The 26,113-nt window shown below is 73.1% G+C and carries 23 protein-coding genes, 1 pseudogene and 1 riboswitch; of the genes and pseudogenes, 13 read left to right on the plus strand and 11 right to left on the minus strand.

The window, feature by feature from the left end:
- Nucleotides 1-253 precede the first annotated feature (253 nt).
- The 8 genes from AB0K52_RS17740 to AB0K52_RS17775 all read right to left on the minus strand — a co-directional run bounded on the left by AB0K52_RS17740 (nt 254) and on the right by AB0K52_RS17775 (nt 6,886).
- Entirely contained in the window at nt 254-679 is a 426-nt protein-coding gene (locus tag AB0K52_RS17740; protein WP_363533146.1) for an Rv3654c family TadE-like protein, read from the minus strand.
- On the minus strand, nt 676-996 hold the full coding sequence (locus AB0K52_RS17745) for a TadE family type IV pilus minor pilin (protein WP_363533149.1): 321 nt from the start codon (nt 994-996) through the stop codon (nt 676-678). The genes AB0K52_RS17740 and AB0K52_RS17745 overlap by 4 nt, the downstream gene beginning before the upstream one ends.
- A gap of 179 nt (nt 997-1,175) precedes the next feature.
- Nucleotides 1,176-1,370 (minus strand): DUF4244 domain-containing protein, encoded by a 195-nt coding sequence (locus AB0K52_RS17750; RefSeq protein WP_363533152.1) that lies wholly within the window; start codon nt 1,368-1,370, stop codon nt 1,176-1,178.
- Between the two features lie 495 nt (nt 1,371-1,865).
- Complete coding sequence (locus AB0K52_RS17755) at nt 1,866-2,465, minus strand: type II secretion system F family protein (protein ID WP_363533155.1); 600 nt, start codon at nt 2,463-2,465, stop codon at nt 1,866-1,868.
- Entirely contained in the window at nt 2,465-3,145 is a 681-nt protein-coding gene (locus AB0K52_RS17760) for a type II secretion system F family protein (protein WP_363533158.1), read from the minus strand. The genes AB0K52_RS17755 and AB0K52_RS17760 overlap by 1 nt, the downstream gene beginning before the upstream one ends.
- 246 nt (nt 3,146-3,391) lie before the next feature.
- The gene (locus tag AB0K52_RS17765) at nt 3,392-4,576 is read right to left on the minus strand and encodes a TadA family conjugal transfer-associated ATPase (protein ID WP_363533161.1); all 1,185 of its coding nucleotides are present in this window, start codon (nt 4,574-4,576) and stop codon (nt 3,392-3,394) included.
- On the minus strand, nt 4,573-5,733 hold the full coding sequence (gene ssd / locus AB0K52_RS17770; protein ID WP_363533164.1) for a septum site-determining protein Ssd: 1,161 nt from the start codon (nt 5,731-5,733) through the stop codon (nt 4,573-4,575). Before ssd ends, AB0K52_RS17765 begins: the two co-directional genes overlap by 4 nt.
- 256 nt (nt 5,734-5,989) lie before the next feature.
- Entirely contained in the window at nt 5,990-6,886 is an 897-nt protein-coding gene (locus tag AB0K52_RS17775; protein WP_363533167.1) for an aldose 1-epimerase family protein, read from the minus strand.
- Between the two features lie 356 nt (nt 6,887-7,242).
- Between AB0K52_RS17775 and AB0K52_RS17780 the strand changes: the two genes are divergently transcribed.
- The 3 genes from AB0K52_RS17780 (at nt 7,243) to serC (ending at nt 12,053) form a co-directional block, all read left to right on the plus strand.
- The gene (locus AB0K52_RS17780; protein ID WP_208497271.1) at nt 7,243-8,334 is read left to right on the plus strand and encodes a citrate synthase 2; all 1,092 of its coding nucleotides are present in this window, start codon (nt 7,243-7,245) and stop codon (nt 8,332-8,334) included.
- 180 nt (nt 8,335-8,514) lie between these two features.
- The gene (locus AB0K52_RS17785) at nt 8,515-10,542 is read left to right on the plus strand and encodes a PIG-L family deacetylase (RefSeq protein ID WP_363533170.1); all 2,028 of its coding nucleotides are present in this window, start codon (nt 8,515-8,517) and stop codon (nt 10,540-10,542) included.
- A gap of 395 nt (nt 10,543-10,937) precedes the next feature.
- Complete coding sequence (gene serC / locus AB0K52_RS17790) at nt 10,938-12,053, plus strand: phosphoserine transaminase (protein ID WP_363533173.1); 1,116 nt, start codon at nt 10,938-10,940, stop codon at nt 12,051-12,053.
- A 170-nt stretch (nt 12,054-12,223) separates the two neighbouring features.
- Here the strand turns inward: serC and AB0K52_RS17795 are convergent, their stop codons facing one another.
- A complete protein-coding gene (locus AB0K52_RS17795; protein ID WP_363533176.1) occupies nt 12,224-13,417 on the minus strand; it encodes a sulfotransferase in 1,194 nt (397 codons plus the stop codon).
- 80 nt (nt 13,418-13,497) lie between these two features.
- Here AB0K52_RS17795 and AB0K52_RS17800 point away from each other — a divergent pair, with 80 nt between their 5' ends.
- The 5 genes and pseudogenes from AB0K52_RS17800 to AB0K52_RS17820 all read left to right on the plus strand — a co-directional run.
- A complete protein-coding gene (locus tag AB0K52_RS17800; protein ID WP_363533178.1) occupies nt 13,498-14,409 on the plus strand; it encodes a fructosamine kinase family protein in 912 nt (303 codons plus the stop codon).
- Between the two features lie 17 nt (nt 14,410-14,426).
- Entirely contained in the window at nt 14,427-15,467 is a 1,041-nt protein-coding gene (moaA, locus tag AB0K52_RS17805; protein WP_363533181.1) for a GTP 3',8-cyclase MoaA, read from the plus strand.
- 5 nt (nt 15,468-15,472) lie between these two features.
- Nucleotides 15,473-15,709, plus strand: a complete 237-nt coding sequence (locus tag AB0K52_RS17810; RefSeq protein WP_363533183.1) for a MoaD/ThiS family protein — start codon at nt 15,473-15,475, stop codon at nt 15,707-15,709.
- Nucleotides 15,710-16,074: 365 nt separating this feature from the next.
- Entirely contained in the window at nt 16,075-17,274 is a 1,200-nt protein-coding gene (locus AB0K52_RS17815) for a UvrD-helicase domain-containing protein (protein WP_363533186.1), read from the plus strand.
- A 663-nt stretch (nt 17,275-17,937) separates the two neighbouring features.
- Nucleotides 17,938-18,861: pseudogene (locus tag AB0K52_RS17820) on the plus strand (chromosome partitioning protein); the annotation flags it as partial.
- Here the strand turns inward: AB0K52_RS17820 and AB0K52_RS17825 are convergent.
- Nucleotides 18,789-19,448, minus strand: a complete 660-nt coding sequence (locus AB0K52_RS17825) for a TetR/AcrR family transcriptional regulator (protein ID WP_363533189.1) — start codon at nt 19,446-19,448, stop codon at nt 18,789-18,791. The pseudogene AB0K52_RS17820 and the gene AB0K52_RS17825 sit on opposite strands and share 73 nt — an antisense overlap.
- Before the next feature lie 113 nt (nt 19,449-19,561).
- A riboswitch (cobalamin riboswitch) is annotated at nt 19,562-19,757 on the plus strand.
- An 81-nt stretch (nt 19,758-19,838) separates the two neighbouring features.
- On the opposite strand from AB0K52_RS17825, the gene AB0K52_RS17830 reads away from it, so the two are divergent.
- A complete protein-coding gene (locus AB0K52_RS17830) occupies nt 19,839-21,134 on the plus strand; it encodes a hypothetical protein (RefSeq protein WP_363533192.1) in 1,296 nt (431 codons plus the stop codon).
- Between the two features lie 256 nt (nt 21,135-21,390).
- Here the strand turns inward: AB0K52_RS17830 and AB0K52_RS17835 are convergent, their stop codons facing one another.
- Nucleotides 21,391-21,831: a hypothetical protein gene (locus AB0K52_RS17835; RefSeq protein WP_363533195.1), complete on the minus strand. Its 441-nt coding sequence runs from the start codon at nt 21,829-21,831 to the stop codon at nt 21,391-21,393.
- A gap of 141 nt (nt 21,832-21,972) precedes the next feature.
- Between AB0K52_RS17835 and AB0K52_RS17840 the strand changes: the two genes are divergently transcribed.
- Genes AB0K52_RS17840 through AB0K52_RS17855 form a run of 4 tightly spaced genes read left to right on the plus strand, consistent with a single transcriptional unit; the run spans nt 21,973 to nt 26,111 of the window.
- A complete protein-coding gene (locus tag AB0K52_RS17840) occupies nt 21,973-22,569 on the plus strand; it encodes a hypothetical protein (protein WP_363533198.1) in 597 nt (198 codons plus the stop codon).
- The gene (locus AB0K52_RS17845) at nt 22,566-23,702 is read left to right on the plus strand and encodes a CbiQ family ECF transporter T component (protein WP_363533201.1); all 1,137 of its coding nucleotides are present in this window, start codon (nt 22,566-22,568) and stop codon (nt 23,700-23,702) included. The genes AB0K52_RS17840 and AB0K52_RS17845 overlap by 4 nt, the downstream gene beginning before the upstream one ends.
- Complete coding sequence (locus AB0K52_RS17850) at nt 23,699-25,321, plus strand: ATP-binding cassette domain-containing protein (protein ID WP_363533203.1); 1,623 nt, start codon at nt 23,699-23,701, stop codon at nt 25,319-25,321. The genes AB0K52_RS17845 and AB0K52_RS17850 overlap by 4 nt, the downstream gene beginning before the upstream one ends.
- Nucleotides 25,308-26,111 carry an ECF transporter S component gene (locus AB0K52_RS17855; protein ID WP_363533206.1) on the plus strand — a complete coding sequence of 268 codons (804 nt, stop codon included), beginning with the start codon at nt 25,308-25,310 and terminating at the stop codon, nt 26,109-26,111. Before AB0K52_RS17850 ends, AB0K52_RS17855 begins: the two co-directional genes overlap by 14 nt.
- The last annotated feature ends 2 nt before the right edge of the window (nt 26,112-26,113 follow it).

The raw sequence follows: 26,113 nt of genomic DNA on the forward strand, positions 1-26,113 counted from the left end.
CACTGCCCCGCACCGCCGACTCGCCCCTCCTGCGCGGGATGGGGCCGGCCGGCGGCCGTTCTCCTCCGCCGCGGGCGGAGGTCTTCCGGGCCCCTCCCCTCCCCGTGCCCACCCTCCGCCTACCAGCACACCAATAGAGAAGCTGAAGACCTGTGTCGTTCTCGGTCCCGGCGGCCAAGGCCAGGCCGCCGGGACCGGTCTTTCGTCGTCGCGTGTGGTGCCCAGGCGCCTGGGCACCACACGCGGTGCGCCGCTATTCGACGGCTACCGGGCCTGCACGGGAGACCGCCCGGGCCGGGCCGAAGGCCCCGGGGAGGCCGTTCGGGTTCTCCTCGACGTGGACCGTCACCTCGAGTCCGCTCACCTCGCATGCTCGGAACTCGGCCTCAGAGCGCTCGACCATCGCCTGCGCCGCCGCGCACGCCTCGCCTTCGCCGAACAGGACCCGCGCGGCACCGGCCAGCGCCCCGGCGTCGGCCGCGCCCTGGGCCCGATGGCGGGCGGCGCTCGCTTGGCCGAGGGCCGTGAAGGCCACCGCCGCGGCCAAGAGCGCGGCTGTCACTCCGGTCGCCAGGACCGTCGCCGAACCTCGTTCCTTCCCTGCAGCGGCGGGTGCTCTCTTCCTGCTCCTCTCTTGCGCCGCAGTTCGGGCTCGGGCCTCGCACTTGTCCTTTCTCATTGGGGCAGGCCCGGTTCCATCGGTGCGGCCGCGGCGGCGGTGATCGTCATCGGCGGCGTGAGCGGGCCGAGCGGCCGGACCGGGGCCGCGACCGCGGCCCGTGCCACGGTGTCGTCGGTCGTGACCGTGACCGAGGCCCCGTCGGGCAGGTAGGCGGCCGCGACCGCTTGCGGGTCTTCGCCTCGGGCGGCGGCTATCGCCGCGCTGTTGGCGGCGTCGATCGCGCGGACCTTCATCCCGACCGTGGAGACGGCCCAGAGGCCGAGTGCCAGCATGGCGACCACGGCGGGCAGGGCGGCTGCCAGTTCGGCGGTCACGAAGCCGCTTTCGGGTCCTCGGCGTTCGACGCGATCGGCGTCGCGGGTCGGCTTGCGGCGTGTCGCTTTGCCTCGGCCGCGGCGCTTGAGCGCTGTCGCCGGGGCTCTGCGGTGTTCGACGGCCGGCGGCGCAGGCGGGTCGGGTCTGGTCCGGTTCCTGGGTGCGGCTCGGCGGCTCCTCATGACAGGGCCCGTTCGATGAGTTCGGACAGGGCGCCTTGGACTGCGCCGGAGGTGAGGACTTTGAGGAGGACGCCGGCGAAGGCGACGGCGGCGAGGGTGCCGACCGCGTATTCGGCGGTGCTCATGCCGCTGTCGCCGCGCATGCGGGAGGCGAACTGTTGGCCCCAGCTGGGTTTCGTGGTGCCGCGCATGCGGCCGGGGCTCCATTCGTCTCGCGGCCTCGGGCTCGGGCGGCGTTTCGCGGGTTGCGGTCGGTCGTCGGTGAGGTTCGAGGGTCCTGCGGTGATCGGTGTCCGGCTGCGGTTCGAGCCGGGCGACCAGGTTCGGGTCGCGGCTTTCGGGGCAGGGGTTCGTTCCGGAGCGGGCGGTGCGGTAGGTGCGGTGCTCCGGGATGCCGGGGCGGTGCGGACGGTCGCGTCGCGTCGCGGCTCGGTGCGGTCGGTTGCGGCGGTGCCGCTCGGGTCGTCGGCGCAGTGTCGGCCGCATGCGGGCCACGGGTGGGTGCCGCCGGGGCGGCAGACGGGTTGCCTGCGGCTTTCGGGGCGGCAGGAGGCGTTCGAGGTGCCGGGTCGTGACGGTGCCCGGCGGTCGCGGCGGGTCGGGAGGGGAGTCGTGGTGTGGGTGTTCGAGCGCATTGCGGTTTCCTCTCTTCGGTTTCCGGGCGGTGTGCCCGGGGGTCGGTTGGCTCAGAGGCCGGGGGCCAGGGTCTCGGTGACGATGCCGAGCACCACCGGGCCGATGCCGGCGATGACGAACGCGGGCAGGAAGCACAGGCACAGCGGGCCGACGAGGGCCACTGCGGCGCGTCCGGCGCGTTCTTCGGTGCGGGTGCGGAGTTCTGATCGCAGTGAGGTCGCGAGTTGTTCGAGGCCTGCGGCGATGGCGGCGCCGGAGTCGCCGGACCGGTCGAGTTGGCGGGCAAGGCGTGCGGCTCCGGGGAGCCTGCCGAGTTCCGGCAGGGCTTCAGCCGCAGTGGCGCCGAGGTGGATGGCTCCGGCGAAGCGGTTGAGGCGTTCGCCTATCGCGGGGTCGTCGGTCTCGGCGACGGCGAACGCGGCCTGCGGGAATGGCGTCCCGGCGCGCATGCAGGCGGCGAGGAGGTCGAGCGTCCAGGGCCAGGACGGGGCGAGTCGTTCGGCGGCGTTGCGCTCGGCGCGGTCAGGGTCGGCGCGGAGGAGGCGGGCGGTGATCCACCAGGCGGCGAAGCCCGCGATGACGCCGGTAGGGCCGCCGACCGCGATGGCGGCGGCGACGCCTGCGAGCGGGCCGATGAGTTTGCGCAGCATCAGGAGCTCCTCGGTGTGACGGCGTTGACGAGTGCGCCGGTCCAGGCGAGGCCGGCGGCTTGGAGGCCCATCGCGGTCGCGGCCGCGCCGAGGCCGGCCGGGCTGGCGAAGAGGAACGCGACGGCTTCGACGCCGAGCGCGACCTCGCCGAGTGCGACTCCGGCGACGGGCAGGGCGACGAGGAGTGCGGCGGTGGCGCGGATCGAAGCGGTTTGGGCCCCGGCGCGGGCGGCCGCTTGGTCGTCGTCGCGGAGGTGGTCGGCGAGCCTGCGGCAGAGTTCCGCGGCGGGTGCGCCGAGTTCGGCGGCGATGCGGAGTGCGGCCCGGAGGCGGCGCGCGGTGGCGGTGGCTTCGGCGGGCCATTCGGGTTCGGCGGCGGCGACGGCGCGGGCCGGATCGGTCCCGGCGGCGAGGTCGGCTGCCAGGTGGGCGACGGTGTCGGCGGCGGCGCGGCGGGCTTCGCGGAGTCGTTTGCGGCGCAGGGCGAGATGCCAGGCGATGACCGCGGCCGCGGTGTAGATCGCGGTGACCGCCCCGGCGGTCGCTGCGGCGAGCGGCCCGAGGCCGCCGTCGTGGCGGTATCCGGCGAGCCAGGCGGCGAGGCTCGCGGTGAGCAGGGCGGTGATCGACGCGGCGGTCTTCGGCCGGTGGGTGACGAGTGCGATGGCGACGGCGGTCATGCGGTGCCGCCTTCCGCGGTGCGGCGGGCGTCGCGCCGGTCCACGGTTGGCGTCGTGTCGTTGCACTGTGCCGAGGCGTGTAGCCGTGTTCTTGTGCGCGTCGCTTCGTGTCGGGTAGTCGCATGGGCCGTTCGCGCGCGGGCGACGGTGCTGCAGCGACGGCGTCCGGGTGGCGGCGCGAATGCGGTGGCGGTCATGGGCGGTGCTCCCTTGTGTTCGGTGGCGGCAGGGTCAGATTCCGGCCGCTCATGCGTTGCGCTCCTTCAGGAGGCGTTCGAGGATGCCGGCGCTGGGGCCCGGGCCGTGGCGGGTCCAGGCGGTGGAGACGGTCAGTTGCCGGGTTCGGGCGTCGCCGGTCTCGATCAGGGCTATCTCGGTGACTTGGCGGCCGGTGCCGTTGCGTCGCAGGTGGATGATGACGCGGAGTGCGGCCACGAGCTGGGCGTGGAGGCCTTCTCGCGGCAGCCCGTGCGGAAGCGCGAGCGCTTCGAGGCGCGCCGGCGCGTCCGCTGCGGCGTTGCAGTGCAGGGTGCCCGCACCGCCTTCGTGGCCGGTGTTCAGTGCGCCGAGCAGTTCGATCACCTCGGCGCCGCGGCACTCGCCCACGACGATCCGGTCCGGTCGCATGCGCAGCGACTGGCGGACGAGCGCGGCCAGGTCGACCGCGCCGGCGCCTTCGATGTTCGCCGGGCGTGTTTCGAGTGTGAGCGTGTGCGGGTGGTCGGGCGCGAGTTCGGCGGCGTCTTCGACGATGACGATGCGTTCTTCTTTGGGCGCGTGGGAGAGCAGGCTCGCCAGGAGCGTCGTCTTGCCGGTGCCGGTGCCGCCCGTGACGATGAACGCGAGCCGGGCTTTCACGATGCGCGGCAGCAGGTCGGCCATGCTCGCGGTCAGCGTGTCCGCCTCCACGAGCTGCGTGAGCGTGAACGCCTTGGACCGGTGGGTGCGGAAGGACAGGTACGGGCCGGAGGCCGCGATCGGGGCGAGTACCGCGTGGAACCTGGTGCCGTCGGGCAGTCGCACGTCGGCGTAGGGGCTTCCGGCGTCGAGGCGTCTGCCGGCCGCGGCAGCGAGGCGGCAGGCGAGGGCGCGGATCGTCTCGGGGCGGCCGAGGCGGACCGGTACGGGTTGGAGGCCTTGACCGCGGTCGGCCCAGACGCCGCCGGTGCCGTTGACGACGACGTCGGTGACCTCGGGGTCGTCGAGCAGTGGTTGGAGCGGGCCCGCGCCGACGAGGTCGTCGCTCAGGGCCGCCGAGAGTTGGAGGAGTGAGGCCTGGTCGGGTGGCGCGGCGCCGGTCGCGCAGAGGGCTTTCACGATGTCGGCCTTGGCGGAGCGGTGGGTCCAGCCGCGGGTGCGGCCGCGGTCGGCGCCCGGTTGGGTCTGGGCGGCGAGTTGGCGGCGGACTCGGGTGAGGAGGGCGAGGTTCATCGGGCCGCTCCGGTCGGGTCGGGGAGGGCCAGTTCGCCTCGCGGTCGCGGTTCGGCGAGTGCCTTGGTGAGGTCGCGGATGCCGCGTCCGGCCCGGCCTCGGGGCAGGCGGCCTTGGCGGAGGAGGACCGGGAGGCGTCGGTCGCTGGGGATGCGGCCCCACACGGGCGGTTCGTGCCAGTCGGCTTCGCGCGGGCCGTCCCAGGCGACGCCGGGTGGGCGCCGTTCGGCGTCGCCGCGCAGGACCGCGCCGATGTGGGCGCTGTGGAGGCCGTAGGCGGCGGTGACGCTGCGGGCGGCTTCCCAGGAGCGCGAGCCCGGTCCGATGGCGACCGCGATGGCGCGGGCGGCGACGGCGGCCGCTGCGGCCGCGTCGGTGCGGGTGCGCGGGAGGTCGACGATGACGAGGTCGGCGGCGAGGCGGGCGGCCCGCAGGACGCGGTCGAAGGCCGCGGCGGACACTTCGGCGGGGTTGCGCGGGTCAGGGGCGATCAGGTGCAGGCCGCCGCGTTTGGGGAGGCCGGCGAGGAGCCGTTCGGGGTCGAGCGGGCCGGTGCCCGCGGCGAGCGAGGGCCAGCGCCAGCCGGGTTGGGCGGCGAGGCCGGCGGCGGTGTCGATGCCGCCGCCGGTGTGGTCGAGGTCGATGAGGAGGGTGGTGCGGCCGTCGCGGGCGGCGTCGGTGGCGGCGGCGAGCGCGAGGGTGGAGGCGCCGGCCCCGCCGTGGCCGGCGACGGTGGCGATGACGGGTGCGGGTTCGGTGTCGCGGACGGTGCGGATGAGGAGGTCGGTGAGGAAGTCGTTGGCGTCGGGGAGGGCGATGACGCTGGTGGCGTTCATCTGGATGGCCATGGGCCATAGGAGTGAGGTGTCGTCGGTGTCGCCGCCGAGCCAGGACATGGTGGTGCAGAGGAGGATCGGGCCGCGGGCGGGGAGGTCGCAGGCGATGCATTCGGGGCCGAGGTCGGGGCCGACGAGGACGAGTGGGGCGCGTTGCCAGTCGGTGGCGGCGTCGTGGGGGTGGCGGATGCGGCGGAGCGGGTGGCCGGCGGTGGCGGCGAGGGGGGTGATGGCGTCGGCGAGGCGGTCGTCGGTGGTGACGAGGAGGGATTCGGCGGCGGGTGCGGCGGTGGTCGTGGTGCTGTGGAGTGTCGCGGCCATTGTTGCTCCTACGGTCCGTGGTGTTCGCGTGTCTTTCAGTAACGTTGACCGATGGCGCGACAGGTCGGCAAGGAGCAATTTTCCGGCTGTGGATAACTTCCGGCTTACCAGATAATTCGGGCATGGTTGGGCCGCAAGGCGATCGGGGCTCGGGTTCGCCTGTGGACAACGCGGCGTGTCGTCTGCGATGGACGCTCATATGCGGCGAGGGACCGCCCCGGTCGGGGCGGTCCCTCGTCTCGCGTTCGCGGCGGTGCTACTCGGGGCGGATGCCCCAGACGCCGAACCAGGCCTCGCTCGGGGAGAGCTCGATGAGGTCCTCGCCGGTTGCGAGGGCGTTCGGCGGGCAGGTCGTGGGCTCGATCGCGACGGAGCCGCGCTTGCGGTCGCCCTCGAGGCCGTCGGCGGTGTAGATGTGGACCCAGCCGAAGGACTCGTCCATCCACACGGTCACGGACTGGCCGGAGACCGGGTCGGCGAGGCGCACTTCGGCCTTGCCGTCGGAGCCGCGCTTGAGGTCGCCGTAGCAGTCGTCGATCACGAGGTCCTTGAGGACGGTCGGGTCGTCGAAATCCGCGGGGCCGGAGCCGACGGGGATGCTCTGCTTGTCGAGTTTGAGCTTCTTGGCGGCCGGGACGTGGAGGGTGGCCTCGTCGATCCGTTCGAGGGAGCCGGGGATGAGGTAGGAGTGGGTGCCCAGGCCGAAGGGGGCGGTCTTGGTGCCGGGGTTGGACACGGTGTGGGCGGCGCGCAGGCCCTGCGGGCCGACGGACCAGCGGGTGCGCAGCTGCAGCGTCCACGGGTAGCCGAGGCGCGCGGGCAGGCGGCATTCGAGGGTGACTGAGGTCTCGGTGACGTCGACGGCGGTCCACTCGGCCCAGGCGACGAAGCCGTGGAGCGAGGTGTTGGTCTCGATCTCGTTGATCGGGAGCTGGTACTCGGTGCCGTCGTAGGCGTACTTGCCGTCGCGGGTGCGGTTGGGCCAGGGCGCGAGGACGTGGCCGGACCAGCCGGGGGCGAGTTCCTCGTCCCCGTAGGACATGACGACCGGGCGGCCGCGGTAGGTGTACGAGCGCACGCCACCGCCGACAGCGACGATGGTGGCCTCGTGGTCGTTGTAGGCGATCACCCATTGCTCGCCGGACAGCGCCATAGGGGGTACCTCCGTGTCGTTATCGGTGGCCGGGATGTGCTTTGACGTTAGCTCATGTCCAATGACCTGCGGCACCCGTATAGATGTGGGCGAGATCGCAGGAAACCGTTGAAACCCACAAGTTCCGTTATTGAAAACCTCCCAACGAAAACGTCAAAATAGGACAAACCACTAACCTCACGATCGTTGTCTCACATTTTGCGCACCTTCTGTACCGCTGTTCAGGATCACCCCCGACCCGTGGCCACTTCCGTCCGCCATCGCATTGAGGCACCATTTCCAGATAACTACGAACCGTCGCCTCCCGGAAGCCCCCGGTCGGCAACCACAGGGACAACACACTCAGGAGTACAACGATGTCTGAGTTCAAGCCCGGCCTCGAGGGCGTCATCGCCTTCGAAACCGAGATCGCCGAGCCTGACAAAGAGGGTGGATCGCTCCGCTACCGCGGCGTCGATATCCAGGACCTGGTCGGCCAGAGCACCTACGGCGACGTATGGGGCCTCCTCGTCGACGGCAAGTTCGGCAACGGCCTGCCCGCCGCCGAGCCCGTGCCCGTGCCCGTCTCCTCCGGCGACACCCGCGTCGACGCCCAGGCCGCGGTCGCCATGCTCGCCCCCTACTGGGGCCTCCAGCCGCTGCTCGACATCGACGACGAGACCGCCCGGGACGATCTCGCCCGCGTGTCGGTCACCACGCTGTCGTTCATCGCCCAGTCGGCCCGCGGCTCCGGCCGCCCCGCCGTGCCCCAGTCGGAGATCGACAAGGCCGGCACCATCACCGAGCGGTTCATGCGCCGCTGGCGCGGCGAGCCCGACCCGGCCCACGTCAAGGCCGTCGACACCTACCTGATGTCGGCCGCCGAGCACGGCATGAACGCCTCCACCTTCACCTCCCGCGTCGTGGCCTCCACCGGCGCCGACGCCGCCGCCGCGATCTCCTCCGGCATCGGCGCGCTCTCCGGCCCGCTCCATGGCGGCGCCCCCTCGCGCGTCCTGCACATGATCGAAGGGGTCGAGAAGTCCGGCGACGCCGAGGGGTACGTCAAGAACCTCCTCGACTCCGGCGAGCGCCTCATGGGCTTCGGCCACCGCGTCTACCGCGCCGAGGACCCCCGCTCCCGCGTGCTCCGCGCCGCCGCCAAGGAACTCGGCGCCCCGCGCTACGAGGTCGCCGAGGCGCTCGAGTCGGCCGCCCTGGCCGAGCTCAAGGCCCGCAAGCCCGACCGCGTGCTCGCCACCAACGTCGAGTTCTGGTCCGCGGTGCTCCTCGACTTCGCCGAGGTCCCCGCCGAGCTGTTCACCCCGATCTTCACCTGCGCCCGCGTGGCCGGCTGGAGCGCCCACATCCTCGAGCAGAAGAAGCTCGGCCGGATCGTGCGCCCGTCCGCGACCTACGTCGGCCCCGGCCCCCGCAAGCCCGAAGAAGTCGAGGGCTGGCAGCAGTAAGCAAAAGCTCGAAGCGGCCCGCGCCGCCCCGGAAGGGGTGACCCGGGCCGCTTTTGCATACTCGGAATGGTCCGCGCGTCTCGTTTGCGCGCGTTCGGGTTACGATCGACCGGTCGCGGCGACGCTCTCCCTCCCGCCGGCGGCCGATCGAACACCCACACCACCCGAACGGGACGCGCCATGTCCTCCCCCCGGCACCTGCCGCTGCGCCGCCGCGACCTCTTGGTCGGCGGCGTCGCCGGGCTCGCCGTGACCGCCGCGGCCGCCGAGAGCGTCTGGTCGCTCCGCGAGGCCTCCGGCGGCGCCGCCTTCCCCGAGCCGGTGCGCGGCGGCCCGATCCACATGCAGATCGTCGCCCACCCCGACGACTGCCTCTACTTCGTCAACCCGCGCGTCGCCCGCGTCCTCGACGACGGCGCCGGGCTCTGCACCGTCGTCCTCACCGCGGGCGAAGCCGACGGGCGCAACAGCTGGGACGCCGAAGCCCCTGCCGACTTCGCCGGATACGCCGCCGCACGCAACAACGGCCTGCGCCGCGCCTACGCCGCCCTCGCCCTCGGCGACCCCGACGCGCCCTGGGACCGCTACCTCGCCCCGCTCGAATCCGGCCAGGACGTCGAACTCTGCGTCCTGCGCGACAAGCCCGAAGTGCACATCGTCTTCTGCTCACTGTGGACGAACCTCGGGCGCCTCACCGGCGAGTTCACCCGGCTCCTGGCCCTGTGGGAAGGCCGCCTCGACGACTCCCTGGTCCTGCCACCGGCCGACTCGCCGCTCACCGCCGAGTCCACCGTGGACCGCACGACGGTGCAGGCCACCCTCCTCGAACTCCTCGACCGGTACCGGCCCGTCGTCGTCAACACCCTCGACCCCGACCCCGACCCGATCACCGGCGAGCGGCTCGGCGCCGAGCAGCTCGGCTACTCCGACCACATCGACCACACCGCCGCCGCACTCTTCGCCTGGGAGGCCGTGCGCGCCTGGGGCGCGGCGCGCACCGTCGAGTCCTGGCGCGGCTACTACAACCGCCGCTGGCCCGGCAACCTCGGCGAAGCCGACCTCGCCCCCAAGGGGCGCGCGCTCGACGTCTACTCCTGGAACGACGGCGCCGACTGCGGCCTGCCCAGCGGCTGCGGCGACCGCCTCATCGCCGGCCCCGGCGCGGGCACCACCTACGGCCACGCCACCCACCCGCGCTACACCGCGGCCCTCGCCGCCGCCGAGATCGACGGCTCCATCCGCCCGGTCACCGTGCGCGACAACACCCTCCAAGTGCTCGGCGAGGACGGCTGGGAAGACCTCGGCGGGCCCGACACGCTCCCCTCGCTCGACCTGGCCGGCACGAAGGTCTACGCGATCAGCGCCGAGCACACCCACGATCCGGCCACCCATGTGCGCGACGTGCACTGCTACGACCTGGTCTCCGGCCAATGGCAGCTCCTCGGCAACCCGGCCGGGACCGGCCCGGGCGCCCGCATCGTCGGGCAGGTCGCCGGGGCCGACGACGGCCGCACGTCGCTCGCGTGCGTGCGCGACGCCCAAGGGCTCGCGGTGCGGGTGCGGCCCGAAGGCGGGGAGTGGGCCGACTGGGCGCGGCTCGAGGGCCCGGCCGTGCACGACGCACCGGCCGCGCTGGCCCTGGACGGGGCCTTCACCATCATCGCCGCGACCCCCGACAACGTGGCGGTCTGGGAAGGCGACGGGGTCGACTGGACGACCCGGATGCTCGACCTGCCCGGACCCGAGGACCTGCCGTTCTTCGCGCCCGCCAGCGCGGTCGTGGCCGCGCAGGCGCCGGACGGGCGGATCGTGCTCGCCTCGCGCGTGGGCGGGTGCAGCGATGTGGCACTCCACATCGGACGGGGCGAGACGTGGACGGGCGTGCGCGTGCCGCTCGAGGGCGGGGTGCTGGCGCCGACGCTCGCGATCGGCCCGGAGGGCGCGCTCGCGGTGGCGTGCGACGACGGGACGGGCGCACCGGCGGTGCTGGTGCTCAGCCTGGCGGATCTGGAGGCCGGGGACGGCGCGTTCGGGCTGCTGTCGCGGCCGTGGACGCGGGGCGACGTCACCCTGGTGAAGCGCCCGGCGGCGGCGTTCGGTTCGGATGGCGCGCTGCGGTTGTGGGCGGTCGCGGCGGACGGCGAGCTGTGGACGGCCGAGGCGGAGCCGGGCGGGGACGCCCCGGCGGGCTGGTCTCCAGCCACGTAAGGCGGCGGCGTCGGCGACGGCTCGGGTGGATCGCGCCGCGGCCTTGGGCGGTTCTCGGCGAGTCTGCGCGAATCGGGCGTCGCGAAGCGCCCCCGAATCAATGGTGCCTGCGGGGTACGACAATCCGTTGGCCGCGCCCGAGGCGCGGCGCGCGTTCGGCGAGATTCGGGGCACACGCGCGCGGCGATGGCCCGGCCTCGTCACGTCACGGCCCCGGTTCGCGGCGGCGGTGGCGCGCGGGAATCCCGTTCGGGGGGAGGCGGGTCGCGGTCGGCCGAAGGCGTGGGGCGCCGGCGTGCGGGGATCCCAGTTGGCGGCCGGGTCTGGACCAGGGAGCTGCGGCGCTGGCACGCGGGTTTACAGTGAGCCCAGGACCGACCAGAACGGAGCCGACAGTGACCGACCCGATCACCATCCCCGCAGAGCTGCTGCCCGCCGACGGGCGCTTCGGCTCCGGCCCCTCCAAGGTGCCGTCCGAGGCGATGAGCGCGCTGTCCGGACTGGGCAGGTCCGTCATGGGCACCTCCCACCGCCAGAAGGCGGTCAAGGCCGAGGTCGGGCGCCTGCGGGCCGGGCTGGCCGAGTTCTTCTCGCTGCCCGAGGGCTACGAGGTCATCCTCGGTGTGGGCGGCGCGACCGCGTTCTGGGAGGTCGCCGTGTTCGGCCTCATCGAGGACCGGGCGCAGGCCGCCAGCTTCGGCGAGTTCGGCTCGAAGTTCGCCAAGGCCATCAAGATCGCCCCGCACCTGGGCGAGCCGACGATCGTGACCGCCGAGCCCGGCACGGCCGCGTACCTGTCCTTCGAGGACGGCGTCGACGCGTACGCCACCCCGCACAACGAGACCTCGACCGGCGTGGCCGTCGACGTCAAGCGCGTCGCCCACGAGGGCGCGCTCATGCTGCACGACGCGACCTCCGCGGCGGCCGGCCTGCCGGTGGACCTCACCGAGACCGACTGCTACTACTTCGCGCCGCAGAAGGGCCTGGCCTCCGACGGCGGCCTGTGGATCGCGATCATGAGCCCGGCCGCGATCGAGCGCGCCGAGCGCATCGCCGCGTCCGGCCGGTACATTCCGGCGTTCCTGGACCTGAAGACCGCGATCGACAACTCGCGCAAGGACCAGACGTACAACACCCCCGCGGTGGCGACCGTGGTGCTCGCGGCCGAGCAGGTGGACGCGCTCAACGCCGCGGGCGGTCTGGACGCGGCCGCGAAGCGCTGCGCCGAGTCGGCCGGGGCGATCTACTCGTGGGCGGACTCGCGCGAGTTCGCGAACCCGTTCGTGGTCGACCCCGCGCTGCGCTCGAATGTGGTCGCCACGATCGACTTCGAGGGTGTGGACGCGGCTGAGATCGCGAAGGTGCTGCGCGCCAACGGTGTCGTGGACACCGAGCCGTACCGGAAGCTGGGCCGCAACCAGCTGCGCATCGCCACCTATCCGGCGGTGGACCCCGCGGACGCGGCCAAGCTGACCGAGGCGATCGACTTCGTGGTCGAGCGGCTGAGCTAGTACAAGCTTGCCGGCACCACCTCCTATGCAGTTCGGCTGAAACGTGTTCGGCCGGTCGGGGGAGCGGCACCCGCATGACGCTCCGCCCGACCGATTCGAAGGTATCGGCCGGGTATGACAAGACAGGGCCGGTCCCCGAGGGACCGGCCCTGTGTCGTGCGTCTCAGTTTTTAAAAGCCGAGGCGGCCGTAGTCCCCGAAGGCGGCTTCGACATCGTCGAGTTCGATGCCGTAGCGCGACAAGTGGTACTCGTGGGCGCGGCGCATCCCGGGGCGGGCCAGGACCTGCTCGAGGTTGGCCTCCTCCTTCTCCGTCCACGGAATCCCCAAGCGCGCGAAGAGCTTCGGCATCAGACCGTGCGGGTCGGCGGTGAAGGCGTGGTAGGGCACGTCCACGAAGCGTTCGCGCGAGGCCGCCGAGCGCACCGCGCGGGCCTGCGCGACGCCCTTGCCGAAGATGTCGAGCCATTCGGGGCCGATCTTCGAGGGGTCGTAAGCGCGGTGGTGCAGCGCCCGCCCGGTCTCCACAAGGGAGCACCAGGAGCCCATGACGGTGGAGGGGTCGCGGTGCATCCACACGATCGTCGCGTCGTCGAAGACCTTGAGCAGCACGTCGAGGTTGAACAGGTGGAACGGGGACTTGAGCACCCAGCGTCGGCGCGGCTGCTTCCACTGCAGCACCTGGAGGACGCGCTTGAGGTGCGTGTAGTCCTCGGTGTAGTCGCGCTCGTCGACCCAGCGGCGGTACGCGGGCATGGTCGCGCGGGTGATGAACTGGTACCCGTGCGGCAGCGCGAACACGCACTCCTCGGGCTGCAGCGCGTTCATCGGGTGGATGAGGTCCCACACCGGCGAGGCCTTGCTCGCCAGGGACGCCATGGTCTGGGCGTCCTTGATGAGCTTGTCGCGCAGCTTCGGGTCGATGTCGCCGCGGTGGGTGTTCATGAGCTCCCACATGAGCGGCGCCCGGGTCCCCTCGGGCTGGATGAGGATCTTGTGCGTGACGGTGGTGGCCGTGCGGGGCAGGCCGACCACGACGATGGGGCGCTCGATCGGTTCGGCGGCGATCTCGGGGTGCTCGGCGATGAGACGCTCGACGCGCAGGTGGTTGGTCATGCGGCGGGTGAGGTCGTCGATGAAGCCCTGCCAGCCGACCATCGAGAGCGTGTCCTGCTTGGCGACCTCGCGCATCAGGAAGCGGTAGGAGTCGACGAACTCCCGGGCCACGGCGGAGTCGGCCTCGGCCCGGTGCTCGGCCTTGTGGACCATCCGGTCGAACACGCCGTCCACGCGGGAGCGCTGGGCCGTGACCCTTGGGGCGCTGAGGGTGTTGACGGCGGTGAGCCAGCGGGCGGTGCGACGCATGGTGCCTCCAGAGGAAAGGGGTTCGACACGAAGAGTTTTTCATGCCCGTCAGGCCGTTCGCCTTCCGCTACATTGGGTCCGTGGACGAAGCCCCCGATCCCGAGCGCCTGCGGCTGCTGCCCGAGCTCATCGAGCACCAGCGCGTGCGCACCACCCCGGTGAAGGCGAGCGACTTCGCGATGCCCATGACGACGCCGCGCCCGTGCCGGGCCACCGCGCAGCGCCTCACCTTCGACGACGGCTCCCACCTGTTCGCCAAACTCGCCGAGCACGCCCCGTCCGATTACCTTGCGGCCGAAGTGAACGGGCTGCGGTGGCTGCGCGAGGCGACGCCCGCGACCGTCCCGCTGCTGTACGCCGACGACCGCCTGCTCGTCGAGCCGTGGATCGAGCCGGCCGAGCCGACCCGCGAGCACGCCGAGGCGCTCGGCCGCGAGCTCGCGGCCATGCACGACGCGGGCGCGGAGCGGTTCGGCGCTCCTTGGCGCGGCTACATCGGCGAGACGTTCCTGGACAACGGCCCCGCAGGGGAGACCTGGTCGGAGTGGTACGCCGCCAAGCGGATCGAGCCGTACCTCAAGCCCTCCCGCGACAACGGCGCGCTCGACGCGGCCGACGTCGCCGCGATCGAGGCCCTGGCCGCGCGCCTCCCCGAACTCGCCGGACCCGAGGAGCCGCCCTCGCGCACCCACGGCGACCTGTGGTGGGGCAACGTGCACTGGGGCGCCGAGCAGGCCTGGCTCATCGACCCGGCCGCGCACGGCGGCCACCGCGAAACCGACCTGGCGAACCTGCGCATGTGGGGCGGCGTCCCCATGTTCGAGGCGATCATCGCCGGGTACACCGAGATGCACGCCCTGGAGGCGGGCTGGGAGGCGCGGGTCCCGCTCCACCAGTTGTTCCCCCTCCTGGTCCACACGACCCTCTTCGGACGCGCCTACCGCGCCCAATTGCTGGGAAACGTGTCTCACTTTACGAAACTGTCATATTGACGAACTAGGCTCGACGCATGCCAGCACCGACTCCGACCCAGGGCACCGCGAACGCACCGTCCGCGGCCCTCGGACTCCGCGACAGGCACGGGCGCACCGCCACCGACCTGCGCGTCTCACTCACCGACCGGTGCAACCTGCGCTGCACGTACTGCATGCCCGAAGCCGGGCTCCCGTGGCTGCCCAAACCCGAGCTCCTCACCGACGACGAAGTGTCGCGCCTGGTCGGCATCGCCGTCCGCGACCTCGGCGTCACCGAGGTCCGCTTCACCGGCGGCGAGCCGCTGCTGCGCCCCGGCCTCCCCGCCATCGTCGCCGCCGCCGCGGCCCTCGAACCGCGCCCCGAGATCTCCCTGACCACCAACGCGATCGGCCTCGAACGCCTCGCTGCGCCCCTGGTCGAAGCCGGACTCGACCGCGTCAACGTCTCCCTCGACACCCTCGACCCCGGCACCTTCAAGGAACTCGCCAAACGCGACCGCCTCGCCGCCACCCTGCGCGGCATCGAAGGCGCGGCCGCCGCCGGGCTCGCACCCGTCAAGCTCAACACCGTGCTCATGCGCGGGGTGAACGACACCGAGGCCCCCGCGCTCCTGCGCTTCGCCATCGCGCACGGCTACCAGCTGCGGTTCATCGAGCAGATGCCGCTCGACGCCGCCGGGGTGTGGCGCCGGGAGGAGATGGTCACCGCCGCCGAGATCCTCGAGTCCCTCAAGGCCGAGTTCGATCTGGTCCCCGACCCCGCCCACCGCGGCTCCGCGCCCGCCGAGACCTGGCTCGTCGACGGCGGCCCCGCGAAGGTCGGCGTCATCGGCTCGGTCACGCGCCCGTTCTGCGGCGACTGCGACCGCACCCGCCTCACCGCCGACGGGCAGGTCCGCAACTGCCTGTTCGCGCGCGGCGAGACCGACCTGCGAGGACTCCTGCGCGACGGCGCGGGCGACGCCGAGATCGGCGCGCGCTGGCGCGAGGCCATGTGGGGCAAGCTCCCCGGGCACGGCATCGACGACCCGTCGTTCCTCCAGCCGGCCCGCCCGATGTCCGCGATCGGAGGCTGACGGTGGTGACGGTGCGGTACTTCGCGGGCGCGAAAGCGGCCGCAGGAGTGGGCGAGGAGCAGGTGGCCGCCGCGGACGTGGCCGAGCTCAAGGCGGTCCTCGGGCAGCGGCACGGCCCGGTGCTCGACAAGGTCCTCTCGGCGTCGACCCTGCTGGTGGACGGCCTGGCCGCGAAAGACCCTGCGACCGCGCTCCCCGCGGGCGTCACGGTCGAGGTGCTGCCGCCGTTCGCGGGAGGGTGAACCCGGTCGGCGCGGGCGCGGCGCGATCCGCCAGTGCCGCGCGGCTTCGAGGCGAGGAGGCAATGGAGAACGTGAAGGCGGATATTCCGGATTCGTCCTCGCGCAAGTCCCCTATCCATGCCCGTACGCCAAGGGTCCGACACCGATCGGAACCGGTGCTGCGACGAGCGAGCCGGCGACGCCTCGGACGCGAGCGCGTGTCAGTTTCGGCGACGCGACCGGACAGCCCGGGACGCGAGCGCGTGTCAGCTCCGGCGACGCGACCGGACGACCCGGGACGCGAGGGCGATTCCGACTCGGCGGCGCGACCCGCCGGGGCGGGAGCCCCTGCGGGGGGCGCGGCGTCTGTCTGCGAGGATGCATAGGTGCGCCGTCCTGATGAACGCAAGCAACCGCAGGTGGCGTCCCCGCTGTTCGAGCTCTCCGCCGACATGCGGACGACCGCCGAGCGGCGCCGCCGCTCGCACCGGTCCCACCACTCCAGGTACGTCCGTGAAGCCGTGCCAATGCCCGAACCGGCGCTGACGACCCGGACCCCTGACCCGTGGCTGGAATCCGCACCCCTGCTCACGGGCATGGACGAGGTCGGCGCGGGCCTGCTCGACTCCCTGGACGCGATGCAGCGCGTGGCCGCCTCCGCCGGCCGCGGCCCGCTGCTCATCAACGCCTCCCCCGGCACCGGCAAGACCCACCTGCTCATCCACCGGGTCGCCTACCTCGTGCAGGAGCTGGGCGTGCCCGCCCGCCAGTGCCTGGTCCTCGCCGCGTCCGCGCCCGGCGCCGCCCGCATCCGCCGCGAGCTCGGCGCGCTCATCGGCCGCGAGGCCGCCTCGATCACCATCGCCGAGTTCGACGACTTCGCCGCCGCGAGTCCGCCCGAGCTGGGCCATGTGTTCATCGACGACCTGCCGCGCATGCCGATGCGGCTGTTCCGCCAGGTCACCGAGCACCGCGGGGCCGAGGCGGACATCACCGCCACCGGCGACCCCGACTCGGCGCTGTGCACCGGCGAGCCCGCCGCGTTCGCGGCCTTCGCCGAGCAGTTCCCGCAGGCGCATGTCATGCGCCTCTCCCGCAACCACCGCAGCCCGGCCGCGGTGCTCGTGGCCGCCTCGCAGGTCATCGAGCCGATCAGCCGCGTCCCCGGCCGGCTCGTGCAGCCCGAGCGGCCCGCGCTCGAAGGCTCGGGGATCGGCCGGTACTTCGCCGTGGACGCCGACGACGAGAAGCGGTTCGTCGACGACCTCGCCGACCGGCTCGCCGAGCTCGGGGTCGCGCCCGAGGACTTCGCGGTGATCGGCCACGACGGCATTTCCGTGGCCCAGGCCGCCGAGGGCGAGTTCCGGGTGGTGTGCCTCACCGGGGTGACCGCCGAGGACTGGCCGAACACGGCCGCGGCCCGCCGCGAGCTGTACGTCGCGCTCGGGCGCACCCGGGACCTCGCCTACGTCAGCCACACCGGCGCGGGCTCGCCGCTGCTGGCCGATGTGGACCAAGGGCTCTTCAGTCCATTCGGGATGGTGCCCCAAGACCGTTCCGGCCCTGAGCAGCCGCGACTGCTGTGAGGGCCGCACCTGGGAGCCGAGCCGAGTTCCCACGCGATGACAGGCGTATGGGCCACAATAGTCGGGTAACCGCACTCTGACGCTGAGCGCACCCGCGCGCTGGGAGGCCCGATGGAGCACACCGAAGAGGACACCGTTCCTCTGCACCGGCCGGATGCTCCTGGGTGGTCGCCGTTCGCGCCGCCAGGCGCGAACCATGTGGAGAGCGCACCGCCAGGCGCGAACCATGTGGAGAGCGCACCGCCGGGCGCGAACCATGAACGCAGCGCCGCCCGTCCCGAGGTGAACGAGCAGTATCACGCGTCTTCGGAAGTGCATGACCGGCACGACTCTGAGGACGTCATGAACCAGCCCTACAGCGCCGGGCAGGAATCGATTCGCAACCCGCGCCAGAGCGACCACGTGCCCAGTGCCCCGCCGCCGCCCGCGACCCCGATGCCCGGCCCCGCCTCCTACGACGCCCCGCCGGCGCAGTACGGGGCGCCGCAGACCGGGGGTGACGGCTGGCCCGTCCCGCAGGAGGCCACCGAGGACGGCTGGCCGGTCCCGCCCGTCCCGGCCCCGATGGACCACCAGATAGGCGCGCCGCCCGCGCCCGCTCCGCGGCACGTCCCGGTCCCGGTCTTCCCCGACCACAAGGGCGCGCTCGAGCGCATGGGCGTGACCGCCGACGACTTCTCGTCCCGCCGGGTCGTGCCGCCGCGCCCGCCTGTCGCCGAGACCGGCCTGCGCGGCGCCCTGCACCGCTTCAGCCTCGGCATGGTGGCCCTCCCGCCCGGCCCGCGCGAACGCGCGCGCCAGCGCGCGGTCGAGACCGTGCGCCGCAACTTCGGCGGCCTGCGCCAGATCACCGTGGTCAACCCGAAGGGCGGCGCGGGCAAGACCGTGGCGGTCCTCATGCTCGCGATGACCTTCGGCCGCCACCGGGGCGGGTACGTGCTCGCGTGGGACAACAACGAGACGCAGGGGACCCTGGGCATGCGCGCCCAGCAGGACTTCCATGTGCGCACGGTGCGCGACCTGCTGCGGGACCTCGACCATTTCCGGGGCCCGACCGGGCGCATCGGCGACCTGTCGCAGTACGTGCGCGCCCAGGGCGGCGCGATGTTCGACGTGCTCGCTTCGGACGAGTCGGCGACGGCCGGGGAGATGCTCACCGCGCAGTCGTTCGGGGACCTGCGGGAGGCGGTGTCGCGCTTCTACAAGCTCATCGTCGTCGACACCGGCAACAACGTGCGGGCGGCGAACTGGCAGGCGGCGATCGACGCGACCGACCAGCTGGTGGTGACGATGTCGGCCCGCAACGACTCGGCGGAGACCGCGGCGCGGATGCTCGACCACTTGGAGCAGACCGGCCGCCGGGACCTGGTGCGCGGGGCGGTGTCGGTGGTGTCGATGCCCGCCCACAGGAAGGACGTGGACCTGCCGGCGGTGCAGCGGCACTTCGCGGCCCGGACTCGTTCGGTCCTGTTGGCGCCGTACGAGAAGCTGCTCGACTCGGGGGAGCCGATCCGCTACGACTCGTTGAGCAAGGCGTCGTCGGCGGCCTGGCTGCGGATCTCTTCCGCAGTCGCGGAGGGCCTGTAGGCGGCGAGGAGCCCGACGAGCCCGGCGGCGGCGTCGGCGAGGCGGTGGTCGTCCTCGTCGGCGTGGCCGAGGACGAGCGATCCCTGGATGAAGACGAGGACGGTGCGGGCCAGCCGGTCGGGGACGGCGGCGGGGTCCATCTCGCCGCGCTCGACCGCCCGTGCCAGGATCGCGGCGAGATCGCGTTCGAGCTCGGTCCAAGCCTCCTGGACGCGGCGCATGGTGGCGGGGTCGTCGGCGAGTTCGACCGCGGCGCGCACGACGAAGCCGCCTTCCTTGGAGTGGCGGGCGACGACGTCCAGGAGGTCGGCGACGACGCGGGGCGCGTCGGTCCGCTCGTCCTCCTTCTTCTCGAGGGCGCGGTGGGCGATCGAGCGCAGCTCGGGTTCGGTGTCCTCCCGGTAGCGGCCGAGTGCGGTGATGTAGAGCTGGTGCTTGGAGCCGAAGGCGGCGTAGAGCCCGGCGCGGTTCATGCCGGTCGCCGCGACGAGGTCCGACATGGAGGTGGCGGAGAATCCGCGTTCCAGGAAGACCCGTGTCGCAGCGCGTAGAACTCTGTCCAAATCGGCGTTCTTATTTCTGCTCACGTTGGCACCGTATCGACACCCGGTGCTACGGGTCAATAACCGCAAGGCGGGAGTTCACTCGCGTGGCGCGAGTGAACGGCTGCACTGCGCGACCGGTCGGCTTGACACCCAGCGAATCCACCCGCGAGAATGGCCCCAAACTGAACAGGCGCCAGGCGGGGGAAGTCCGGTGAAAGGCCGGCGCTGACCCGCAACGGTAGTCGCGGTTCGCTGTGCTTCGAAACACGGCCGAACGATGCCGAGCACCCTTCATTTCCGCTCGGTCCACCCGCGTGAGCCCGAATGCCCGCCGACGCCCATCCGAATTGTCAACGCCTGTCGTGGTCTACAGGCGCTTGCGGCGCCGCCGCCTGCCCGAAGACCCCACTCGCTCAAGGAAAGGTCAGGCAATTGCGCCACCTGCCCGCCCGACTGCTGGCCGCCGCCGCGGTCGTGCCCATCACCGTCTTCGCCTCCGCCGCGCCGGCTGAGGCCCAGGAGGCCCCGTTCGCGCAGCCCGCCCAGGCCGCCGCGTCCTGGCTGGCCGCCCAGTCCGACGGCACCTCTTGGAACGGCGGGGACGTCTCGTCCTCGCTCGACGCCGTCATCGCCCTCGAGGCCGCCAGTGTCGGCGGCGACCAGGTGCAGGCCACGCTGGAGTGGCTGAACAGCAACGAGACCCTGAGCCCGTACGTGTACCCCGCCGTCGAGGGCGCCACCGAACCCGCGCTGAACGCGGGCGCGGCCGGGAAGGTCATGTACGCCGTCGCCACCGCGGGCGGCGACGCGACGAACTTCGGTGAGATCCGCCTCGCCGACGAGGTCACCGCCTCGCAGACCGCGAACGGCACCTACGGCGACGGCACCGCGCCGTCCTCCGCGTGGGCCGTGCTCGGCCTCTCCCGCACCGACACCCCGGCGGGCGCCGAGGCCGCCGCCGGCCTGGCCGCGGTGCAGTGCCCCGACGGCGGGTTCAACTACGCCGACGTCGACGGCGGCGACGACTGCATCTCCGACCCCGACACGACCGGCCTGGTCGCTTCGGCCCTGGTGACGCTCGGCGACGCGGCTGCCGAGCCGCTGGCGTCGGCGGTGGCGTGGCTCGAGGGCGCGCAGGCCGAGTCCGGCGGGTTCGACAACGGCTTCGGCGAGAACGCGAACTCGACCGCGATGGCCGCGCAGGCGTTCCTGGCGGCCGGCAGCGCGGACGCCGCGAAGAGCGCCGTCGCGTTCCTGCTGACCCTGCAGTTCGACTGCACCACTGAGCAGCCGGGCGCGATCATGTACACCGCCCCGGAGGACCCCGAGTTCGGGGAGGCCTCGCGCCTGCTCGCCACCGCGCAGGCGATCGTGCCGATCGCGGGCCAGGACCTCGCGAACCTCGACGCGACCGGCATGGAGGCCGGGCTGCCGGGCACCGGCTGCGAGAGCGCCGACGCCGGCGGCGAGGGCACGGGCGAGGCGACCGACGCCGCCGAAGACGAGGACGAGGGTTCGGCCTCGTGGCTCCCGTGGGCGATCGGCGCCGCCGTGGTCGTGCTGGCCGCGCTCATCATCGCCTTCGCGCTGAAGTCCCGCCGCGGCGGCGACACCGCGGCCGAGGAGAAGGCCGACGCCGTGGCCGACGCTCAGTCTCCTGCGGCCGTGGACGAGCCGAAGGGCGAGTCCGGGGAACCGACTGCGGACGACGACACCGACAAGCAATAGTCGGCACGTGACCCCGAGCGAACGCAACCCAGGCAGCGCCCGCCGCGAAGGCGGGCGCTGCCTGCGCGCTTCCCAAGCCATGAGCGCCATCCGAATCGCGCTCGCGCGCGCGTTCGTCTTCACTGCCGCGCTCACCGACGACCGCCGGACCAGCGCTCAGCGGCATGGCGCTTCGCGAGCCTTCGCTGCCAGCAGCATCGCTGCCGCGCCCGCGCGAGCGTTCGCCTTCGCGGCTGCACTCGCCGACGACCGCCAGTCAAGCGCGCGGCTTGGCGCTTCGCGAGCCTTCGCTGCCAGCAGCATCGCTGCCGCGCCCAGGCGAGCGTTCGGCTTCGCGGCTGCACTCGCCGACGCCCGCCAGTCCAGCGCGCGGCTTGGCGCTTCGCGAGCCTTCGCTGTCGGCAACATCGCTGCCGCGCTCAGGCGAGCGTTCGCCTTCGCGGCTGCACTCGCCGACGACCGCCGGACCAGCGCGCGGCTTGGCGCTTCGCGAGCCTTCGCTGCCGGCAGCATCGCTGCCGCGCTCAGGCGAGCGTTCGCCTTCGCGGCCGCGCTCGCCGACGACCGCCGGACCAGCGCGCGGCTTGGCGCTTCGCAAGCCTTCGCTGCCAGCAGCATCGCTGCCGCGCCCAGGCGAGCGTTCGCCTTCGCGGCCGCGCTCGTGATCGCGGGCGATGTCGTACCCGCGTGGGACCATCGGTCCTGGGGGCGTCGCGATTGGACACACCCGACCGCGGGTAGCGGCCCCGGCCGCGCCCTCGCCTCGCTTCCGCTCGGGTGTCGTACCCCGGTGGGACCCTTGGTTTCAGGGGCGTCGCGGGCCGACACACCCGACCTCGTGGGGCGGCGACCCGCCTCACCGACGATCCGCCGCCTGGCCGCGTTCGCGGCCGCCCTGCTCACCGCTCTCTTCGTGCTTCCCGCCGCGCCCGCTGCCGCTCACGACGGCTGCCTCGAGGTCACCGTCGTGGTCGACTTCGGCACCCTCGCCTCCGAGCCCGCGACCGGGTGCGCCGAGAACCCCGCGAACGGGCTCGACGCCCTCGTCAAGGCCGGGTTCTCCGTCACCGAGGTCGCCTCGATCCGCGGGATGGTGTGCCGGATCGACGAACTCCCCGAATCCGACTGCGGCGGAGCGCCTCCCGCGAAGGAGTACTGGTCGTACTGGCGCGCCGACGCCGGCGACGCCGAGTGGTCGTACTCGCCCGTAGGCGGCGCGGACGCCAAGCCCGGTGCCGGCGATGCCGAAGGCTGGGTCTTCGGCGACGGCGCCGAGCCGCCCGCCATCGCCCCGGGCGAGGCCGCCGAGACGACCGAGGGGGTCGGCCCCGACGCCGCCGACGAAGCCTCGTTCACGTGGGTCATCGCGGTCGCCGCGCTCGCCGTCATCGTCGCCCTCGTGATCTGGCGCGCGCGCCGCAACAGGCACGCGTGAACCGCACGAGCACCGCCGTGCCCACCCAAGCCGCCCGCCGCGCCGCGCACCCGAGTGCGGCCCGGCACACCGCGCACCCCGTAGCCTGGTGGGCGTGGGCGCTGCTCCTCGCCACCGCCGCCGGGCGCACCGCGAACCCGTGGCTGCTCCTGCTGATCGTCGCCGTCGCCGGCCTCGTCGTCACCTGGTGCCGCGGCAGCGAGCCCTGGTCCGGCGCCTACCGGGTCTTCCTCGTCATCGGCCTCAGCGCCATCGCGGTCCGCATGGCGTTCTACATCGTCTTCGGCGGCTCCGACGGCCCCACCGTCCTCTTCACCCTCCCCTCCGCGACCCTCCCCGAATGGGCCGCGGGCTTCCGCCTCGGCGGGAACGTCACCGCCGAAGGCGCCCTCGCCGCCCTCTACGACGGCCTGCGCCTCGCCACCCTCCTCGTCTGCGTCGGCGCCGCCAACGCGCTCGCGAGCCCCCGACGCCTCCTCCGCTCGGTCCCGGCGGCGCTGTACGAAGTGAGCGTCGCGGTCGTCGTCGCCCTGTCCGTCGCGCCCCAGCTCGTCGAGAGCGTTGGAAGGGTCCGCCGCGCAAGGGCGTTGCGCGGCAACACGAGCCGCACCCCCGCGAACCTCATGCGCACCGTCGTCTCGCCGGTCCTGCACGATGCCCTCGACCGCTCACTCGCGCTCGCCGCCGCCATGGCCTCGCGCGGGTACGGCCGCGCCGCGGGCATTCCCGGCCCGGCCCGCCGCGCCACCTCCACATCACTCCTCATTGGACTACTCGGGCTGTGCGCGGGCGCCTATGCACTGCTCGGAACCACTACACCCGCGCCCCTCGCCTGGACCGCCGTCGCCGTCAGCGCCGCGGTCGCGGTCTTCGGGATCGCGTTCGCCTCCAAGCGGGTCCCGCACACCCGCTACCGGCCCGACCGGTTCGGCGCACGCGACTGGGCGGTCGTCGCCTCCGGTGCCGCCGCCGTCGCCGGGACCGTCCTCAGTGGCATCTACGAGCCGTCGGCACTGTGGCCCGCCACGAACCCGTTCGCGATGCCCGACCTGGCGATGTGGGCCGCGGGCGGCATCCTCCTCGCCACCGCGCCCGCGCTGCTCGTGCCGTCCGCAAGAGGAGGAACACCATGACCCCCGGCGGGATCGCCTTCGACCGCGTCACCTTCGCCTACGCGGGGACGCCCGTCCTCGACGACGTCTCCTTCGACCTTCCCGAAGGCGAGTTCTGCCTGCTGGTCGGCCCCACCGGCGCGGGCAAGTCGACCCTCCTCAAGGCGGTCAACGGCCTCGTCCCGCACTTCACCGGCGGCACCATGACCGGCCGGATCACCGTGGCCGGCCGCGACGTGCGCGGCTCGACCCCCGCCGACCTCGCCGACCTCGTCGGGTACGTCGGCCAAGACCCGTTGGCGGGCTTCGTGACCGACGAGGTCGAACGCGAACTCGCCTACACCGCCGAGCAGCTCGGCGTCGACCCCGCCGCGATGCGCAAGCGCGTCACCGAGATCGTGGACCTCCTCGGCCTCGCCGACGTGCGCGACCGCGACCTCGCCGCTCTCTCCTCCGGTCAGCGCCAGCGGGTCGCGATCGGCGCGGCCCTCGTCGCCGGCCCTTCGGCGCTCGTCCTCGACGAGCCGACCTCCGCACTCGACCCGACCGCCGCCGACGAGGTCCTCTCCGCGCTCCACCGCCTCGTCCACGACCTCGGCGTGACCGTGCTCCTCGCCGAGCACCGCCTCGAGCGCGTCGCCCAGTACGCCGACTCGGCGCTGCTCCTCAACGGCGGCAAGGTGACCGCCGGACCGGTCGGCGCCATCCTCGCCGCCTCTCCGATCGCCCCGCCGGTCGTGGAGCTCGGCCGCCTCGCCGGCTGGCCCGGCCCGCCCGTGACCATCCGCGAAGCCCGCAGGCACGCGGCCGCACTCCGGAGCGCCCTCGCCGACCTGCACACGCCCCCCGCGACCACCGAGACTCCGGTCGGGCCGCCGCTCCTCGAAGCCCGCGCGGTCACCGTCGACTACCCCGGCGGCGTGCGCGCGGTCAACGGCGTCGACCTCGTCGCCGCCCGCTGCGAACGCATCGCCCTCATGGGCCGCAACGGCTCCGGAAAGTCCAGCCTGCTGTGGGCCTTGCAGGGCACCGGGACCCGCTCGGGCGGCACCGTCACGATTGGCGGCGACGACCCCGCCGCCCGCAAGCCCGCCGAGCGCCGCACCCTTGCCGGGCTCGTCCCCGCCGAACCCGCCGACCTCCTCTACGCCGAGACCGTCGCCGCCGAATGCGCGGGCGCCGACCGCGACGGCCGCGTCCCGGCCGGCACCTGCGCGAAGATCCTCGACGACCTCGTCGACGGCGTGGACGAGGCCGTCCACCCCCGCGACCTCTCCGAAGGCCAGCGGCTCGCCCTCGCCCTGGCCGTGACCCTCACGGCCGCACCGCCGCTGCTGCTCCTGGACGAGCCGACGCGCGGCCTCGACTACCCGGGCAAGGCCGCCCTCGCGACCCGCCTCGGCCGCCTCGCCGAGGCCGGGCACTGCGTGGTCGTCTCAACCCATGACGTGGAGTTCTGCGCCGAGTTCGCCAGCCGCGTCGTGATCCTCTCCGACGGCGAGGTGGTCGCGGACGGCCCGGCCAGGCAGATCGTCGCGGCCTCCCCGATGTTCGCCCCGCAGGTCGAGAAGGTCCTGCCGGGATGGCTCACGGTCGCCGAGGTCGCGGCGGCGCTGGAGGCCGGCGATGCCGACGACTGAGGTTCACGTCGCCGCACCGCGCCCGCCTGTGCGGTGGAAGGCGGTGCTGTCGCTCGTGCTCGCGGCCGGGTTCGGACTGGTCGCGATGTCGTGGCCGCTGCTGACGGTTCCGGGCGGCGCGCTCACCGAGACGACCTCGGGCCCTTGGATGTTCGCGCTGCTGCTGCCGCTGGTCACCGCTGTGGTCCTGATGCAGTTGACGGACGGCGGCCTCGACGCCCGAGCGGTCGCGATGCTCGGCGTGCTCTCGGCGGTGGTCGCCGCGGTGCGCCCGTTCGGCGCGGGCGCGGCCGGGGTCGAGACGGTGTTCTTCCTGCTCATTCTGGGCGGCAGAGTGTTCGGGCCGGGATTCGGGTTCATCCTGGGCTGCACGGGCCTGTTCGCGTCGGCGCTGCTCACGGGCGGTGTGGGGCCGTGGCTGCCGTACCAGATGTTCGCGGCGGCGTTCGTGGCGCTGGGCGCGGGCCTGCTCCCGCAGACTCCGGACACCAAAGCGGGCAGGGTGACCGAGCTGGCGGTCCTCGCGGTCTACGGTGCGTTCTCGTCCCTGCTCTACGGGGTGCTGCTCAACTTGTCGTTCTGGCCCTTCGCGATCACGGGCGGGAACCTCGCGTACGTGCCGGGCGGCGGGCTCAGCGAGAACCTGTCGCGGCTGCTCGCGTACTCACTGGCGACCTCGCTGGGCTGGGACATCGGCCGCGCGATCACGACCGTGGTGCTCGTGCTGCTCACCGGCCCGCTGCTGCTGCGCGTGATGCGTCGGGCTGCAAAGAAGGCGAACTGGGCCTGATT

This window comes from Glycomyces sp. NPDC049804, from assembly GCF_040674615.1.
GTDB lineage: Bacteria > Actinomycetota > Actinomycetes > Mycobacteriales > Micromonosporaceae > Glycomyces > Glycomyces niveus.